Genomic DNA, 13,739 nt, shown 5'->3' on the forward strand with positions numbered 1-13,739 from the left:
TCAGGCTTTCTCGCCCTTGAGGCGCGCCTTCGCCTTGTCGGAGCCGATCAGCGCGAAGAGGTCGGCCATTTCCGGCCCCCGCGCCTCGCCGGTCAGCGCGAGGCGCAGCGGCATGAAGAGCCCCTTGCCCTTGCGTCCGCTCTCCTCCTTCACCGCATCGACAAAGGGCTTCCAGTTTTCAGCCGCAAGGCTGCCCGCAGGCACATGCTCCGCCGCCTGGCGCAGGAAGTCCGCATCCTCGTCGGCGATGACGGGCGCGATCTCGCCTTCGGTCACCGTCTTCCAGAGCGCGGCATCCTCCAGCCGGTCGAGATTGCCCCGCACGGCGTTCCAGAGCGCTTCGGACACGCCGATCTTCTCCAGACGGTCCGAAACCCGCGCATAGGGAAGAAGGTGCAGGATCTTGGCGTTGAGCGCGCGCAGATCGTCCACGTCGAACCGCGCAGGCGCGCGGCCGAGGCGATCCATGTCGAACCCTTCGGCGAGGACGCCCATATCGGTCACGGCCTCGACCGGATCGGAGGTGCCGAGCCGCGCGAGGAGGCTCGTGATCGCCTGCGGCTCGATCCCCTCTTCGCGCATGGACGCGATGGAGAGAGAGCCGAGGCGCTTTGACAGCCCCTCGCCTTCCTTGCCGACGAGCAGCGAATGGTGGCCGAAGCGGGGCATCTCGCCCTTGCCGCGATAGTCAAGAATGGCGCGGAAGACCTCGATCTGCGCCGCGGTGTTGGTGACGTGGTCCTCGCCCCGGATCACATGGGTGATGCCGAAATCGACGTCGTCGATGCAGGAGGGCAGCGTGTAGAGATATTGCCCGTCCTCGCGGATCAGGACGGGGTCCGAGATGGTCGCTGTGTCGAGGCTGACAGCCCCGCGCACCATGTCGTCCCATTCGACCGGCGTCTGGGACAGCTTGAAGCGCCAATGCGGGCGCCGCCCCTCCGCTTCGTATTTCGCCTTTTCCTCGTCCGACAGGTTCAGCGCCGCACGGTCATAGACCGGCGGCAGGCCGCGGGCCCGCTGGAGCTTGCGCTTGCGGTCGAGCTCCTCCGCCGTCTCATAGGCCGGATAGAGAAGCCCCTTCGCCTTCAGATGCTCGGAAACGTCGTCATAGACCGAGAAACGCTCGGACTGGCGCGCGAAATCGTCATGGGTGAGGCCGAGCCAGGCAAGGTCGGCCTGAATGCCGTCCTCGTATTCCTTGGTGCTGCGCTCCTGGTCGGTGTCGTCCGAGCGCAGCAGGAACTGGCCGCCGTGCTTCTTGGCGAAGAGCCAGTTGAACAGGGCGGCGCGGACATTGCCGACATGGAGGCGGCCGGTCGGCGACGGGGCGAAGCGGACGAGGACGGACATCGGAGCACCTGGCAAGAAAAGAGCGCCCGCCTTTAGGAGCGTCAGCCTGCCCCGGTCAAATACTCGCACGGCTTCGGCTTGCCAGCTTGAGCGCGCGCCCCTACCTTCCGCCCATCGAAACGAGCTTTCGGGGCGGGGTGGAAGTCCCCACCGGCGGTGATCGGGCCTCCTCATGAGCGTCCGTCAGCCCGCGAGCTGAAGGTCCCCTCAAGGGACCCAACGCAGGAACCGGTGAGAATCCGGTGCCGACGGTCACAGTCCGGATGGTAGAAGGCTCGAGAACGGCTAGCCGGCAGCGCGCGACCGCGCGGTCCGGTTCCCCGCGGATCGCGCTCGCGCGCATCCCGCCGTTCCGGCACGCCCCCAAAGCGCATATGTGGAAGGAGTCCGGTGACGGACGAGGCCGACATCATGCGCCGCGCGATCGCGCTGGCAAGGCGGGCGGAGGGCCGGACGAGCCCCAATCCGCTGGTCGGCTGCGTGCTGGTCAGGGACGGCGCCATTGTCGGCGAAGGCTGGCACGAAGGGCCGGGCCTGCCCCATGCAGAGGTCATGGCCCTGCGCGATGCCGGCGACGCGGCGCGGGGCGCCGTGGCCTATGTCACCCTCGAACCTTGCAATCATACCGGCCGCACCGGCCCCTGCTCCCTCGCGCTGATCGAGGCGGGGGTGAGCGAGGTCGTCTACGCCGTGGCCGATCCGAACCCGCTTGCGGCGGGCGGCGCCCAGCGTCTGCGCAGCGCCGGCATTCCGGCCCGCCAGGGGCCTTGCGAGGACGAGGCGCGCGCGCTGATCCGCCCCTGGCTGCATGGCCTCGCGAGCGATCTGCCCTGGGTGACGGCCAAGTTCGCGGCCAGCCTCGATGGCCGCACGGCGACCCGGACAGGCGATTCCAAGTGGATCACCGGGCCGGAAGCGCGGGCCCGCAGCCACGAGCTGCGCCAGCGGTGCGATGCCGTGCTCGTCGGGGTCGGCACGGTGCTGGCAGACGATCCTTCTCTCGATCCGAGGCCGCAAGGCCAGGAGCCCGCGCCGGGACTGAAGGTCGTGCTCGACACCCATCTGCGCACGCCTGCGGATGCAAGGCTCCTGACGAGCCCGGGGCGGACGCTCATCGCCTGCGGCGAGGAAGCGGACGCAGGAAAGGCGGATGCGCTGCGCGCTGCGGGAGCGGAGGTACAGGCGTTCCCGCAGGGCGAACCTCTCCCTTGGGAGAGGTCGACATCTTCGGTGTCGGGTGAGGGGCAGCAGCGTCGGGGGAGCGGGGAACGCATCTTCCCCTCACCGCAGATCACAGATTTGGATTCCTCCCGAGGGGGAGGTGAAGCGGCGCCCCGAACCGTCGATCTCCGCGCGGTCCTCCTCGCTTTGCGCAAGCGCGACTGCCTGTCCGTCATGGTCGAGGGCGGCGCGTCGGTCTTGGGCTCCGCCTTCGACCGGGGCCTCGTCGACGAGGTCTGGGCTTTCCTCGCGCCCGTCATCATCGGCGGCGGCCAGCCGGCCATTGCGGGACGAGGGCCGGACACGGTCGCAGAGGCCCTGCGCCTTTCCGGCGCCGTCACCGAAACCCATGGCCCGGACATCCTGATCCGCGGCCTCACGCAACGCCAGGAGGCGGCATGTTCACTGGCCTCGTAGAGGAAATGGGCACCGTCCGCGCCGTGATCCGCGGCGAGGACAGCTTTACCCTGCGCATCGGCGCGGATGTGGTGCTGGAGGACGTGAAGCTCGGCGACTCGATCGCCGTGAACGGCGTCTGCCTCTCCGTCACCCGCTTCGACAGCGAGGAATTCGAAGTGGGCCTCGCGCCGGAGACGCTTAAGCGGACGAGCCTCGGCATCCTGTCCGAAGGCGACCGGGTGAACCTCGAACGCTCCGTCCTGCCGACGACCCGCATGGGCGGGCATTACGTTCAGGGCCATGTCGACGGCACCGGCCGCATCGCAAGCTTCGAACGCGACGCCGATGCGCTCTGGGTACGGATCGAGACCGACCCGTCGCTGATGAGATATATCGTCGAGAAGGGCTATATCTGCGTCGACGGCACTTCTCTCACCGTGGTCGAAACCGGCGATGACTGGTTCACCCTCACCCTCGTCGCCCACACGCAACCCCTGATCGTCCTGCCGACGAAGTCGGAGGGCGATCCCGTCAATCTGGAGGTCGATATCATGGCCAAATATGCCGAGAAGATTCTCTCGCGGAGGGCCTCATGACCTTTGCGAGCATTCCCGAAGCCCTCGAAGCCCTACGCGCGGGCCGCTTCGTCATCGTCTGCGACGACGAAGGCCGCGAGAATGAGGGCGATCTCGTCATCGCCGCCGAGTTCGCGGACGCCGAGGCGATCAATTTCTGCGCCCGCTACGGCCGCGGCCTCGTCTGCTGCGCGCTGGCGCCCGAGATCATCGATCATTTCGGCCTGCCCCTCATGGTGCCCCAGGCGCTGAACGGTTCGGGCTTCGGCACGGCCTTCACACTGTCGGTCGAGGCGAAGACCGGCGTGGAGACGGGGATCAGCGCGGCGGACCGGGCACGGACCGTGGCGGTACTGATCGATCCGGACAGCACGCCCGGAGACATCGTGGCGCCGGGCCACATGTTCCCCCTGCGCGCGCGCGAGAACGGCGTCCTCGAACGCGGCGGCCAGACCGAGGCCTCTGTGGATCTCGCAAAGCTCGCAGGGCTCCGCCCCGGCGCGGTGATCTGCGAAGTGATGAACGACGACGGCACCATGGCCCGCCGCGACGACCTCGCCCGCTTCGCGAAAGAGCATGGCGCCATCCCCATGGTCACGGTCGAGGCCCTGCGGCGCTATCGACAGGAAACAGAAGACGCCGCCGACGCGCGCGTTCTCGAAGCGGCAGAGTGAGCGGAATGAAACGCATCGAAGGTACGATGGACGGAGCGGGGCTGAAGGTCCTGGTCCTCGACACCACCTGGAACGAATTCATCGTCGGCCGCCTGACCGAAGGCGCGCTCGGCACGCTGCGGCGCATGGGCGTGCGCGACGAGGACGTGACCCACGCCACGGTCGCTGGCGCCTTCGAGCTGCCGCTCGCGGCCAAGACGGCGGCCGAGACCGGGCGCTATGACGCCATCGTCACGCTCGGCTGCGTGATCCGAGGCGCGACCCCGCATTTCGACTATGTCGCGGGCGAAGCGGCCAAGGGCATCGCCAAGGCGGGCCTCGACACCGGCGTGCCCGTCATCTTCGGCGTGCTGACGACAGAGACCATCGAACAGGCGATCGAGCGCGCCGGCACCAAGGCCGGAAACAAGGGCGCCGAAGCCGCCGCCGTGGCGGTCGAGACGGCCCGCCTCCTCACCGCGATCAAGGAGGGCTGAATGAGCCATCCCGTGAAAACCCGCCCGAGCCGCGAAGAGGCCGAAGCGGCCGTGCGCACCCTCCTCGCCTATGTCGGCGACGATCCGGACCGCGAAGGGCTGATCGATACGCCCAAGCGCTTCGTGAAGGCCTATGACGACTGGTTCGCAGGCTACGATCAGGACCCCGAGGCGGTGCTCTCCACCACCTTCGAGGAGGTCGAGGGCTATGACGACCTCGTCCTCCTGCGCGACATCAAGATCGAGAGCCATTGCGAGCATCACGTCGCGCCGATCCTGGGGACGGCCCATGTCGCCTATCTGCCCGACAAGCGCGTGGTGGGCCTGTCCAAGCTCGCGCGTCTCGTCGACGTCTATGCCAAGCGCCTGCAGAGCCAGGAAATCCTGAACGAGCAGATCGCCCGGACGCTGGACCGCGTGCTCAAGCCGCGCGGTGTCGCCGTGATCATCGACGCGCAGCACCAGTGCATTTCGACCCGCGGCACGCACAAGGACGACGTCTCCTGCGTCACGCGCACCTTCCTCGGCGCGTTCAAGGACGATCCGCGCCTCGAAGAGCGCTTCTTCCGCCTGATCGGGCGCTGAAGCGGCCCGGCTTCACAAGAGGGGGCGGAGTCTCTAGCTGACGCGCATGGCGCCGCCCCTCCTCACCCTCCGTGACATCCGCTTGACCTTCGGCGGCGATCCCCTGCTCGAAGCCGCCGACATGGAAGTGCGCGAGCGTGACCGGGTCGCGCTCGTGGGCCGCAACGGGTCGGGCAAGTCGACCTTCCTCAAGATCGCCGCGGGCCTCATCGAGCCCGATGGCGGCGAGCGCGTCCTGCGCTCGGGCGTCTCCATGCGCTATCTCGCGCAGGAGCCGGTCTTCGAAGGCTATGCGACCATCGATGCGGTGGTGCGCGGCGGGCTCGACCCGACAGACGATCAGGGCATGATCCCGCAGCTTCTGGACGATCTCGGCCTCGATCCCGAACGCGCGCCGGTGAACCTGTCCGGCGGCGAAGCGCGGCGCGTGGCGATCGCGCGGGCGCTTGCGCCGCAGCCCGACATCCTGATGCTGGACGAGCCGACCAACCATCTCGACCTTCCGACCATCGAATGGCTGGAGAAGACGCTCGGTGCCTCCCGCGCCGCGCTCATCGTCATCAGCCACGACCGGCGCTTCCTGTCAGGCCTGACGACCCGCACGGTCTGGCTCGACCGCGGCCGGACCCGCACCTTGGAACGCGGCTTCGACGCCTTCGAGGAATGGCGAGACGAGACCTATGAGCAGGAAGAGCGCGACGCGCACAAGCTCGACCGCAAGATCGTCCGTGAAGAGCACTGGCTGACATACGGCGTCACCGCACGGCGCAAGCGGAACGTCCGCCGCCTCGGCGAGCTTCAGGGCCTGCGCCAGCAGCGCAAGGACCTGCGGCGTCCGCAAGGATCGGTGAAGATGAGCGCGGCCGAGGCCGAAGCGTCGGGCAAGAAGGTGATCGAGGCGAAGGGCGTCTCCTTCGCCTATGAGGGCCGCCCGATCGTGAAGGAGTTCTCGATCCGCATCGACCGGGGCGACAGGATCGGCATTGCCGGGCCGAACGGCGCCGGCAAGACGACCCTGATCCGCCTGCTGACGGGAGAGCTCGCCCCAGATGCGGGCGAGGTCCGGCACGGTACCAAGCTCGAGGTCACGACCCTCGACCAGCAGCGCGCGACGCTGACCGAGGACATGCGCCTGACCGACGCGGTGACGGGCGGCCGGGGCGACATGGTGACCGTGGGCGGCGAGCAGCGCCATGCCATGAGCTATCTCAAGGACTTCCTCTTCCGCCCCGAACAGGCCCGCCAGCCCGTCTCCGCGCTGTCCGGCGGCGAACGCGGCCGCCTCGCCCTCGCCGCGGCGCTGGCGCGGCCCTCCAATCTCCTGGTCCTCGACGAGCCGACCAACGACCTCGATCTCGAAACGCTCGACGTCCTTCAGGACGTGCTCGACGGCTATGAGGGCACCGTCCTTCTCGTCAGCCACGACCGCGACTTCCTCGACCGGGTCGTGACCAGCACCCTCGTTCCGGTTCCCGAGGAAGGCGCGGGGCTCTGGCGGGAATATCCCGGCGGCTATAGCGACATGCAGGCGCAGCGCCAGCCGCAGCCGGGCGAGGACGTTGCGAAGGCGGCGCCCAAAGCCGCCGCCGCTACGCGAACCGTCGCGCGCGACGCCAAGCTGTCATTCAAGGAGAAGCATGCGCTCGAAACGCTCCCTGCAAGGATCGAAACTCTCGAAGACGAGATTTCTTCCCTGCAGAAAGAGCTCTCTGACCCCGCGCTGTTCACAGCCAGGCCCGAACGCTTCAAGGCGGCCTCCACCCGTCTCGAGACGGCGCAGGCGGAGCTGTTCGAGAGCGAGGAGCGCTGGCTGGAACTCGAGGAGAAGCGCGAGGCGCTGGAGGCCTGATGCTCGTCGTCTTCGATCTCGACGGCACGCTGGCCGATGTCGAACATCGCCGCCACCACGTTTCCGGCGGCAAGAGGCGCTGGGACCTGTTCTTCGCGGCCTGTGTCGACGATACGCCGGTCGAGGCGGTCACCCTCGCCTTCCACGCGATGAAGAAGGCCGGTCACAGGGTCGAAGTCTGGTCGGGCCGGTCGGACGAAGTCCGCTCCCAGACCGAGGCCTGGCTCGAAGAACATGGCCTCCACCCCGACCGCCTCGTCATGCGGCAGGCGAAGGACTACACGCCCGACGATGTCTTGAAGGAGTCCTGGCTCGACGCGGCGGAGCCCAAGCCCGCCCTCGTCTTCGACGACCGGGACAAGGTCGTCGCTATGTGGCGGCGCCGGGGCGTACCCTGTTTCCAGGTCGCGCCCGGCGCCTTTTGAGGATCAGCCCGCCGCCGCCTCGTTGATCTGGGTCTCTGCGAGCGTCGAGAGGTAGTCGTCGCCCTCATAGATATCGTCGAGGGCGCCTTCGATCTTCTTGTGCTCGTCATCGAGGCCGAGTTCGCGCGCCATCGCCTTGCAGGTGCCGAAACCGGCGAGCCCGTAATGCGACATGCGCTGCATCTGCGTGATGATCGCGGCGTCCTGGACGGCCTTGCTGCCGAACTCGGCGTCCAGGCCGTGGGCGCGCCCCTCTTTCACCAGGCCTTCCATGCCCTTGCAGTGCTCGCCATTCGGGTTCGCGCCATGGCCCTCGATGATCGAGGAGAGCGTGTCCATGTGCTTGGTGATGCCGTCCTTGGACTTGGTCAGCATGCTCTTGAGCTTGTCGTTCGAGACGGCCTTTTCGAAATCCTTCACTACGGCCAGCATCTGCTTGTTGGCCGAGTAGTTGTCCTGCAACTGGTCGATGTAGAGGTCTTTCAGGCTGTTCATGCTGGTCATGTCGTCCTCCATTCGTTGAGGAGCGAACGCTCCTTGCATGGGGAGAACGACTCAGGCCGACGCCGGTTCCGAATTTCCCGGCCTTCCGTCACCCGGAACGATCACCTTCGCAGGAACGCCGACTGCGACCGCGCCCGCCGGAATGTCGGTCAGGACGACCGCATTGGCGCCGATCTGCGCGTGCGCGCCGATCCTTACGCCGCCCAGGATCGCGGCACCCGGCCCGACATCCACATGTCCCTCGAGAACGGGCAGGCCGGAGCCGCTTCCGCGGCTGCCCAGCGTCGCGCCGTGCATCAGAAGGCAATTCGGTCCGATCCGCGCATCGGGATGCACCACGATGGCGAGCGGGTGAGGGAGAAGAAGCCCTCCCTCGATCCGGGCGTTCAATGGAATGTCGCAGGAGGTCACGGCCGACCAGAACCGGTGCTTCAGCGCCGCCCGCTTCCGGGCGAGCCCGCTGCGCGCGCGGCCGTAATCCCGGATAGACTTGAGCAGCTGCCGGCCGGGATCCCAGAACCCGCGCAGGCTCTCACGAGACCAGTCCGGATTTTCCGAAGATATCTGCTGTTCCTGCCGAACACTCATCGGAACAGTTGGCACTCCCTAGGGGAATCGAACCCCTCTTTCCAGGTTGAAAACCTGGCGTCCTAACCGATAGACGAAGGGAGCGCTTCGCCGACTGTGTCGGTGAGCGGGGGTATAATGGGGGCGAAGGCGCGGTTCAAGCCCGAAATTCTCCGATCCGCCGCAAAACTTACGCGAAGGCTCCGTCCTCGACGTGAAGCTGGGCATTGTCGCCGCCGCGCCAGTCATCGGGCTTCACCCGACCCGCCAGATGCACGCGCTGGCCGTCCTGCGCCGCCTGCAGCAGCGTGCCGAGCGGCTCGCCGACGCAGCCGAAAGCGATGGCCCTCGCGGTCCTGCCCATGCGGTCGGTCAAGGTCGCCGCGACATGCCGCTCGCCGACGATGCGGGTATCGCGCACCCGCACGTCCTGCACGGCGAAGCGCGGCTCCGGATTGCCCTGGCCGTAAGGGCCCGCCGGCGCGAGGGCCTCGCAGAAGGTTCGCGTGATCGCGCCGAGGGACAGGAGGCCGTCGAGCGTCAGGCTGCGTTTGGCGGCGGCCTCTTCGACCGCTGCTCCGAGGCGCCCTTCGAGCCAGGCCTCGAAGGGGGCGACCTGATCCTCGCGCAGCGAAAGCCCCGCGGCCATCGCATGGCCGCCCCCGCCGGTGATGATGCCCTCTTTCGCCGCGGCGGCGATGGCTTCGCCAAGATCGATGCCGGGGACGGAGCGTCCGGACCCCTTCCCCTCCCCGTTCTCCAGAGAGACCACGAGCGCCGGCCGCCCGAAGCGCTCCTTGAGGCGCCCCGCGACGATGCCGATCACGCCCGGATGCCAGCCCTCGGATGCGACCAGCAGCGGCCCGCGCCCTTCCTTCGCCTTCGCCTGATGGAGGGCCGCATCCAGCACTTCGCGCTCCACGCCCTGCCGCGCGCCATTGAGCGATTGCAGCTTCTGCGCGATCTCCTCGGCGCGCGCCGGATCGTCCTCGGTCAGGAGGGCGAAGGCGGTGCGGGCATGGCCGATGCGCCCGGCCGCATTGATGCGGGGGCCGACCTGGAAGCCGAAATGAGAGGCCTGCGGCGCTCCCTTCGCGCCAGCCACCCGCGCCAGCGCCCGCACGCCCGGATTGCCGCCGCCGCCCGGCTCGAACGTGCCGATCCGGCGCAGGCCCTGCGCCACCAGAGCCCGCGTGAGGCCCGTGAGCGGCATCACGTCACAGACGAGGCTGAGCGCGACGAGATCCAGCCATTGCAAGAGCTTCGGCTCCTCGCGAGAGATGAAATGCCCCTCCCGCCGCAGCAGCCTGTTGACCGCCACCAGCGTCATGAAGGCGACGCCCGCGGCCGAAAGGCCGCCGAGGCCGGACGTGTCGTCGGGCCGGTTGGGGTTCACATGCGCCAGCGCCGGTGGCAGCGGCAGGCTCGCCTGGTGATGGTCGATCACGATCACCTCGAGCCCCTCGGCGCGCGCCGCCTCGAGGACGCCATGGGCATGGGCGCCGCAGTCCACTGTCACGATCAGCCTCGCGCCCTTGGCCGCCAGCCCCCGGAACGCCTCGATGTTCGGCCCATAGCCTTCGGTCATCCGGTCGGGCAGATGCACGTCGTGCCGCACGCCGAGGGCGTCGAGATAGCGCGAGAGAAGCGCCGTGGAGCTCGTCCCGTCCACGTCGTAATCGCCGAAGATGCCGATGGTCTCGCCGCCGCGGATCGCCCGCGCCAGGCGTTCGGCGGCAATGGGCATGTCCGTCAGCACATCGGGGTCGGGCAGCAGGGTCTTCAGCATGGGCCGCAGAAAGCCCTCGGCCGTATCGAGGGTGACGCCGCGCCCGCTCGCCACTTCCGCCAGCACCGGATCGATGCCGAGCTTCTGCGCCATCGCCTCCGCCTCGCGCGCATCGAAGGGACGCCGCCGCCAGGCCTTGCCGCTGACGGAGCGGGCGACGCCGAGAAAGGCTTCGTCGGAGAGCGGGGATGCGGGCTCGGGAACGGGTTGCAGCATAGGCTGGCGAAAGTGCCACGCCGCCACGGCGGAGGGAAGCGCGCCGGCGCCCTTTGCGCGCCTTCGCCGCCCTCCTATATTCCAGCCATGCATGACGGCTCCGACACCCCGCCCCCGACCTTGACCGATCGCGCCGCGCGGCGCGTGGCAGAGATCCTGTCCGGCGAAGCGGACGGCACCATGCTCCGCATCGCGGTCCTGGGAGGCGGCTGCTCGGGCTTCCAGTACGACTACTCCCTCGTCACCGAGAAGAACGATGACGACCTCCTCCTCGAAAAGGGCGGCGCCAAGGTGCTGATCGACGAAATGTCTCAGCAATACATGCCCGGCGCAGTCATCGACTATGCCGAGGAACTGATCGCGGCCGCCTTCAGAATCGAAAACCCGATCGCGACCTCCGGCTGCGGCTGCGGCACCTCCTTCAGTCTCTGACGGAAATGGCGGAGCGGTTCGAGCCGGGGCTGAACGCCTGCGTCTTCGGCGCATCCGGCGGCATCGGCAGCGCGCTGGTCCATGCGCTCGCCCGCGATCCCTCCGTTCGCGGCATCCACGCCTTCTCCCGCCGTCCGGTACCGAGCACGGGCAAGGTCACGGGCCTGATCTGCGATCCCCTGAAGGACGACGACCTCACCCGCGCGGCCGAGGCGGCGAAGGCCGCAGGGCCACAGCACCTCGTGCTGATCGCGACGGGCACGTTGCACGGCGAGACCTATGGCCCGGAAAAGGCCTTCCGCGATCTGGAGGAGGACGCCTTTCTCGAGGTCATGCGCATCAATGCGCTCGCCCCGGCGCTGATCGCCCGGCACATGGCGCCCCTTCTCGACCGGGAGCGGCGCAGCGTGCTCGCGGCGCTCTCCGCCCGGGTCGGCAGCATCTCCGACAACCGCCTCGGCGGCTGGCACAGCTACAGGGCCTCCAAGGCGGCGCTGAACATGCTCCTGCGCGGTTTGTCGATCGAGCTTGCGCGGCGCAATCCGAACGCCGTCGTGGCGGGCCTTCATCCGGGCACGGTGGACACGCCGCTCTCGGCGCCCTTCCAGCGGAACGTTCCCGAAGGAAAGCTCTTCGCCACCGACTATGTCGGCGAGGCCCTGCTCGATGTCGTCAGCAGGCTGACGCCCGAGCAGACCGGCCGGGTCTTCGATTATGCCGGGAAGGAAGTGCCCGCCTGAGCCGGTATCGCCGCATCGCATGCGGACGGGTCGGAAGCGAGGGTTCGGAAGGGAAAGTGGTGGGCGTACCAAGGATCGAACTTGGGACCCCTTCCATGTCAAGGAAGTGCTCTACCGCTGAGCTATACGCCCGTGCCGGTCGCCCGGCGAGGAGGACCGGTTAGCCCCGTCCTCCCCGTGGTTCAAGAAAAAACTTATGCCTTCGGGAGCGGCTTGAGCACCGCTTCGCCGGTCAGGTTGAAGCGCCGCGCGCGGCGGTCCATCAGGGCGCGCCAATTGCCCATGCTCATCAGCTGCGCATGCAGGATGGGCAGGATGTTCGACTTGCGCAGTTCGAGGAACTTCTCGTCGGAAAGCTCGTTGAGCCGCTTCTCCTCGACGCCGTTATACTTGGCGAAGGGCTGGGCCTGGCCGCCTTCGGGCGTGAACTGCGCCACCTGCTCGGCGAGCAGGTCATAGCCGGCGAGGGTCTTGGCGAAGTTCTGCGTGATCATGCGATCGCGCTCATATTGCTGGCAGTATTCCATCGCCTGCTTCATGGCGTCCGAAGGCTGGTCGCCGTCGAAGAAGGGCAGGTCCCCGCCCGCCTGGATGCCTTCATAGGCCTCGTCGACGATGATCGCCATGCGCGGGTTCTGCGGATCGCTTTCGCGGTCGGTGGCCAGCGCGAAGGGGTAGCGGCGCAGATAGCCGGGCACGTAGACGTTCTCGTCCCACTCGCCCGCATCGTTCACGAAGATGTTCTGCTCGTCGATCAGGCCCAGCACGGCCAGGGGCTGCGGGTTCTCGAGGTCGGAGAAGATGATGGGGAAATGCTTCATCGCGGAAGCGACCTCGGACACCGTCAGCGGAACGGCGCGGATCTGTTCGGCGAAGGCGAAGGGACGCTCCGGCCGCGAAACGCCGAGATTTCCGTGCTTCTCCCGCGTGAGGAGCTGCGGGTTGCGGAACAGGAACATCTGTCCCTGGATTTGCGGCCCGTTGGCGGCCGGCGGCGTCTGGCTCATGAGGGTCTCACCCGTGCGTGTCTTGAAGTGGCGCGCGGTCTAGCACCGGGCCTCCCCGCGTCAAACCCTTCGCCGAGGCCATGTGCTCCGCCACCCACCCGGCGGCCTCCCCGGGCATCTCCTGGGGCAGCATGTGGCTTGCGGGAAGCGTCTCGATCGTCACGCCGAGCATGCGCAGGCGCCATAGCGCCCGCTCCGGCACGGTGGAGCGCTCTTGCGCCTTGAGGAGGTGGACCTGCACCCCGCGTCGCCTGACGGCCATGAGCGGACGCCAGAAGCGATGCGCCTGCGCGCCGAAGCTCGCCGCCTCCCATGCCGGATCGCAGGCGAGGCTCACCGGCCCCTCGCCCCGCAATCCCTCTTCGAGATATCCTTCGAGAGCGCGCTTGTCCCAGCGGGCGAAGAAGGGGTTTCCGGAATACTGCTCCAGCACGCTTCGCCGATCCGGCCATCCATTGCGCCGCCGGGCCGCCTTCACGGCGAGCGCATTGGCCCGGACCGCGCCGCCCGCCCCGGGCGTTCGCGCGGCGACCCGTGCGATGCCCGGCAGGATCACGGGCTCGATCAGCAAGAGGCGCTGCGTTTCGACCCCGCGCGCGGCGGCGAGAAGCGAGGTCACCGCGCCGAGCGAGTGCCCGGCGAGGGTCAAAGGCGCCGGTCCATCCGTCAGCCCCGCGAACTCCTCGAGATCCTGCGCATAGGTGTCCCAGCTTCGCAGGCGGTCGGGCCGGGTCGGAAGCGTCGTCGCGCCGTGACCGCGGGCGGAGACCGCAAGGATCCGGACGTCTTCTCGAAGCGCCTCGAGGAACGGCCCGTAGGCGCTGGCATTGAGGCCGTTCGCATGGCTGAAGATCAGCGTGCCGCCTCGGCCCTCGCATTCGAGGACCGCCATCTCCCCGTCCTTCAGCCTTTGCCGCCGGCGGCGGA

General features: G+C 68.1%; 15 protein-coding genes, 2 tRNA genes and 1 riboswitch. Of the genes, 9 read left to right on the forward strand and 8 right to left on the reverse strand.

Translation table 11 applies throughout. The features are described 5' to 3' along the window. Entirely contained in the window at positions 1-1,353 is a 1,353-nt protein-coding gene (gene gltX, locus IE88_RS0101085; protein WP_031549225.1) for a glutamate--tRNA ligase, read from the reverse strand. Positions 1,354-1,472: 119 nt separating this feature from the next. Continuing rightward, positions 1,473-1,632, forward strand: a riboswitch (FMN riboswitch). A gap of 111 nt (positions 1,633-1,743) precedes the next feature. Here gltX and ribD point away from each other — a divergent pair. The 7 genes from ribD to IE88_RS0101120 are packed head-to-tail and all read left to right on the forward strand — an operon-like array spanning position 1,744 to position 7,557. Then, positions 1,744-2,991: a bifunctional diaminohydroxyphosphoribosylaminopyrimidine deaminase/5-amino-6-(5-phosphoribosylamino)uracil reductase RibD gene (ribD, locus tag IE88_RS0101090; protein ID WP_081871326.1), complete on the forward strand. Its 1,248-nt coding sequence runs from the start codon at positions 1,744-1,746 to the stop codon at positions 2,989-2,991. Next, positions 2,973-3,569, forward strand: a complete 597-nt coding sequence (gene ribE / locus IE88_RS0101095) for a riboflavin synthase (protein WP_031549228.1) — start codon at positions 2,973-2,975, stop codon at positions 3,567-3,569. Before ribD ends, ribE begins: the two co-directional genes overlap by 19 nt. Then, positions 3,566-4,222 (forward strand): 3,4-dihydroxy-2-butanone-4-phosphate synthase, encoded by a 657-nt coding sequence (gene ribB, locus IE88_RS0101100; RefSeq protein WP_051881338.1) that lies wholly within the window; start codon positions 3,566-3,568, stop codon positions 4,220-4,222. The genes ribE and ribB overlap by 4 nt, the downstream gene beginning before the upstream one ends. A 5-nt stretch (positions 4,223-4,227) precedes the next feature. After that, the gene (gene ribH / locus IE88_RS0101105; protein WP_031549232.1) at positions 4,228-4,698 is read left to right on the forward strand and encodes a 6,7-dimethyl-8-ribityllumazine synthase; all 471 of its coding nucleotides are present in this window, start codon (positions 4,228-4,230) and stop codon (positions 4,696-4,698) included. Continuing rightward, on the forward strand, positions 4,699-5,283 hold the full coding sequence (folE, locus tag IE88_RS0101110) for a GTP cyclohydrolase I FolE (protein ID WP_031549234.1): 585 nt from the start codon (positions 4,699-4,701) through the stop codon (positions 5,281-5,283). Positions 5,284-5,329: 46 nt separating this feature from the next. Then, positions 5,330-7,132: an ABC-F family ATP-binding cassette domain-containing protein gene (locus IE88_RS0101115; RefSeq protein WP_031549237.1), complete on the forward strand. Its 1,803-nt coding sequence runs from the start codon at positions 5,330-5,332 to the stop codon at positions 7,130-7,132. Continuing rightward, positions 7,132-7,557: a phosphatase domain-containing protein gene (locus IE88_RS0101120; protein WP_031549239.1), complete on the forward strand. Its 426-nt coding sequence runs from the start codon at positions 7,132-7,134 to the stop codon at positions 7,555-7,557. Before IE88_RS0101115 ends, IE88_RS0101120 begins: the two co-directional genes overlap by 1 nt. A 3-nt stretch (positions 7,558-7,560) precedes the next feature. Here the strand turns inward: IE88_RS0101120 and IE88_RS0101125 are convergent, their stop codons facing one another. The 4 genes from IE88_RS0101125 to recJ all read right to left on the reverse strand — a co-directional run bounded on the left by IE88_RS0101125 (position 7,561) and on the right by recJ (position 10,633). After that, positions 7,561-8,061, reverse strand: a complete 501-nt coding sequence (locus IE88_RS0101125; protein ID WP_031549241.1) for a YciE/YciF ferroxidase family protein — start codon at positions 8,059-8,061, stop codon at positions 7,561-7,563. A 51-nt stretch (positions 8,062-8,112) separates the two neighbouring features. Next, on the reverse strand, positions 8,113-8,649 hold the full coding sequence (locus IE88_RS0101130) for a serine acetyltransferase (RefSeq protein ID WP_036766284.1): 537 nt from the start codon (positions 8,647-8,649) through the stop codon (positions 8,113-8,115). Between the two features lie 9 nt (positions 8,650-8,658). Then, positions 8,659-8,733, reverse strand: a tRNA-Glu gene (locus tag IE88_RS0101135). A gap of 85 nt (positions 8,734-8,818) precedes the next feature. Further along, a complete protein-coding gene (gene recJ, locus IE88_RS0101140) occupies positions 8,819-10,633 on the reverse strand; it encodes a single-stranded-DNA-specific exonuclease RecJ (protein ID WP_031549245.1) in 1,815 nt (604 codons plus the stop codon). An 87-nt stretch (positions 10,634-10,720) separates the two neighbouring features. On the opposite strand from recJ, the gene IE88_RS0101145 reads away from it, so the two are divergent. Together IE88_RS0101145 and IE88_RS0101150 are read left to right on the forward strand one after the other, a co-directional pair. Next, positions 10,721-11,065 (forward strand): HesB/IscA family protein, encoded by a 345-nt coding sequence (locus tag IE88_RS0101145; RefSeq protein ID WP_031549247.1) that lies wholly within the window; start codon positions 10,721-10,723, stop codon positions 11,063-11,065. A gap of 5 nt (positions 11,066-11,070) precedes the next feature. Further along, a complete protein-coding gene (locus tag IE88_RS0101150; protein WP_031549249.1) occupies positions 11,071-11,805 on the forward strand; it encodes an SDR family NAD(P)-dependent oxidoreductase in 735 nt (244 codons plus the stop codon). A gap of 57 nt (positions 11,806-11,862) precedes the next feature. On the opposite strand, the gene IE88_RS0101155 is transcribed toward IE88_RS0101150, so the two are convergent. The 3 genes from IE88_RS0101155 to IE88_RS0101165 form a co-directional block, all read right to left on the reverse strand. Further along, positions 11,863-11,937, reverse strand: a tRNA-Val gene (locus tag IE88_RS0101155). Positions 11,938-11,999: 62 nt separating this feature from the next. Beyond that, positions 12,000-12,812 carry a SapC family protein gene (locus IE88_RS0101160; RefSeq protein ID WP_051881339.1) on the reverse strand — a complete coding sequence of 271 codons (813 nt, stop codon included), beginning with the start codon at positions 12,810-12,812 and terminating at the stop codon, positions 12,000-12,002. Positions 12,813-12,819: 7 nt separating this feature from the next. After that, positions 12,820-13,704, reverse strand: coding sequence for an alpha/beta fold hydrolase (locus IE88_RS0101165; RefSeq protein WP_051881340.1), 885 nt, complete (start codon positions 13,702-13,704; stop codon positions 12,820-12,822). Positions 13,705-13,739: the final 35 nt, after the last annotated feature.

The sequence above is a fragment of the Parvularcula oceani genome, assembly GCF_000733125.1.
GTDB lineage: Bacteria > Pseudomonadota > Alphaproteobacteria > Caulobacterales > Parvularculaceae > Parvularcula > Parvularcula oceani.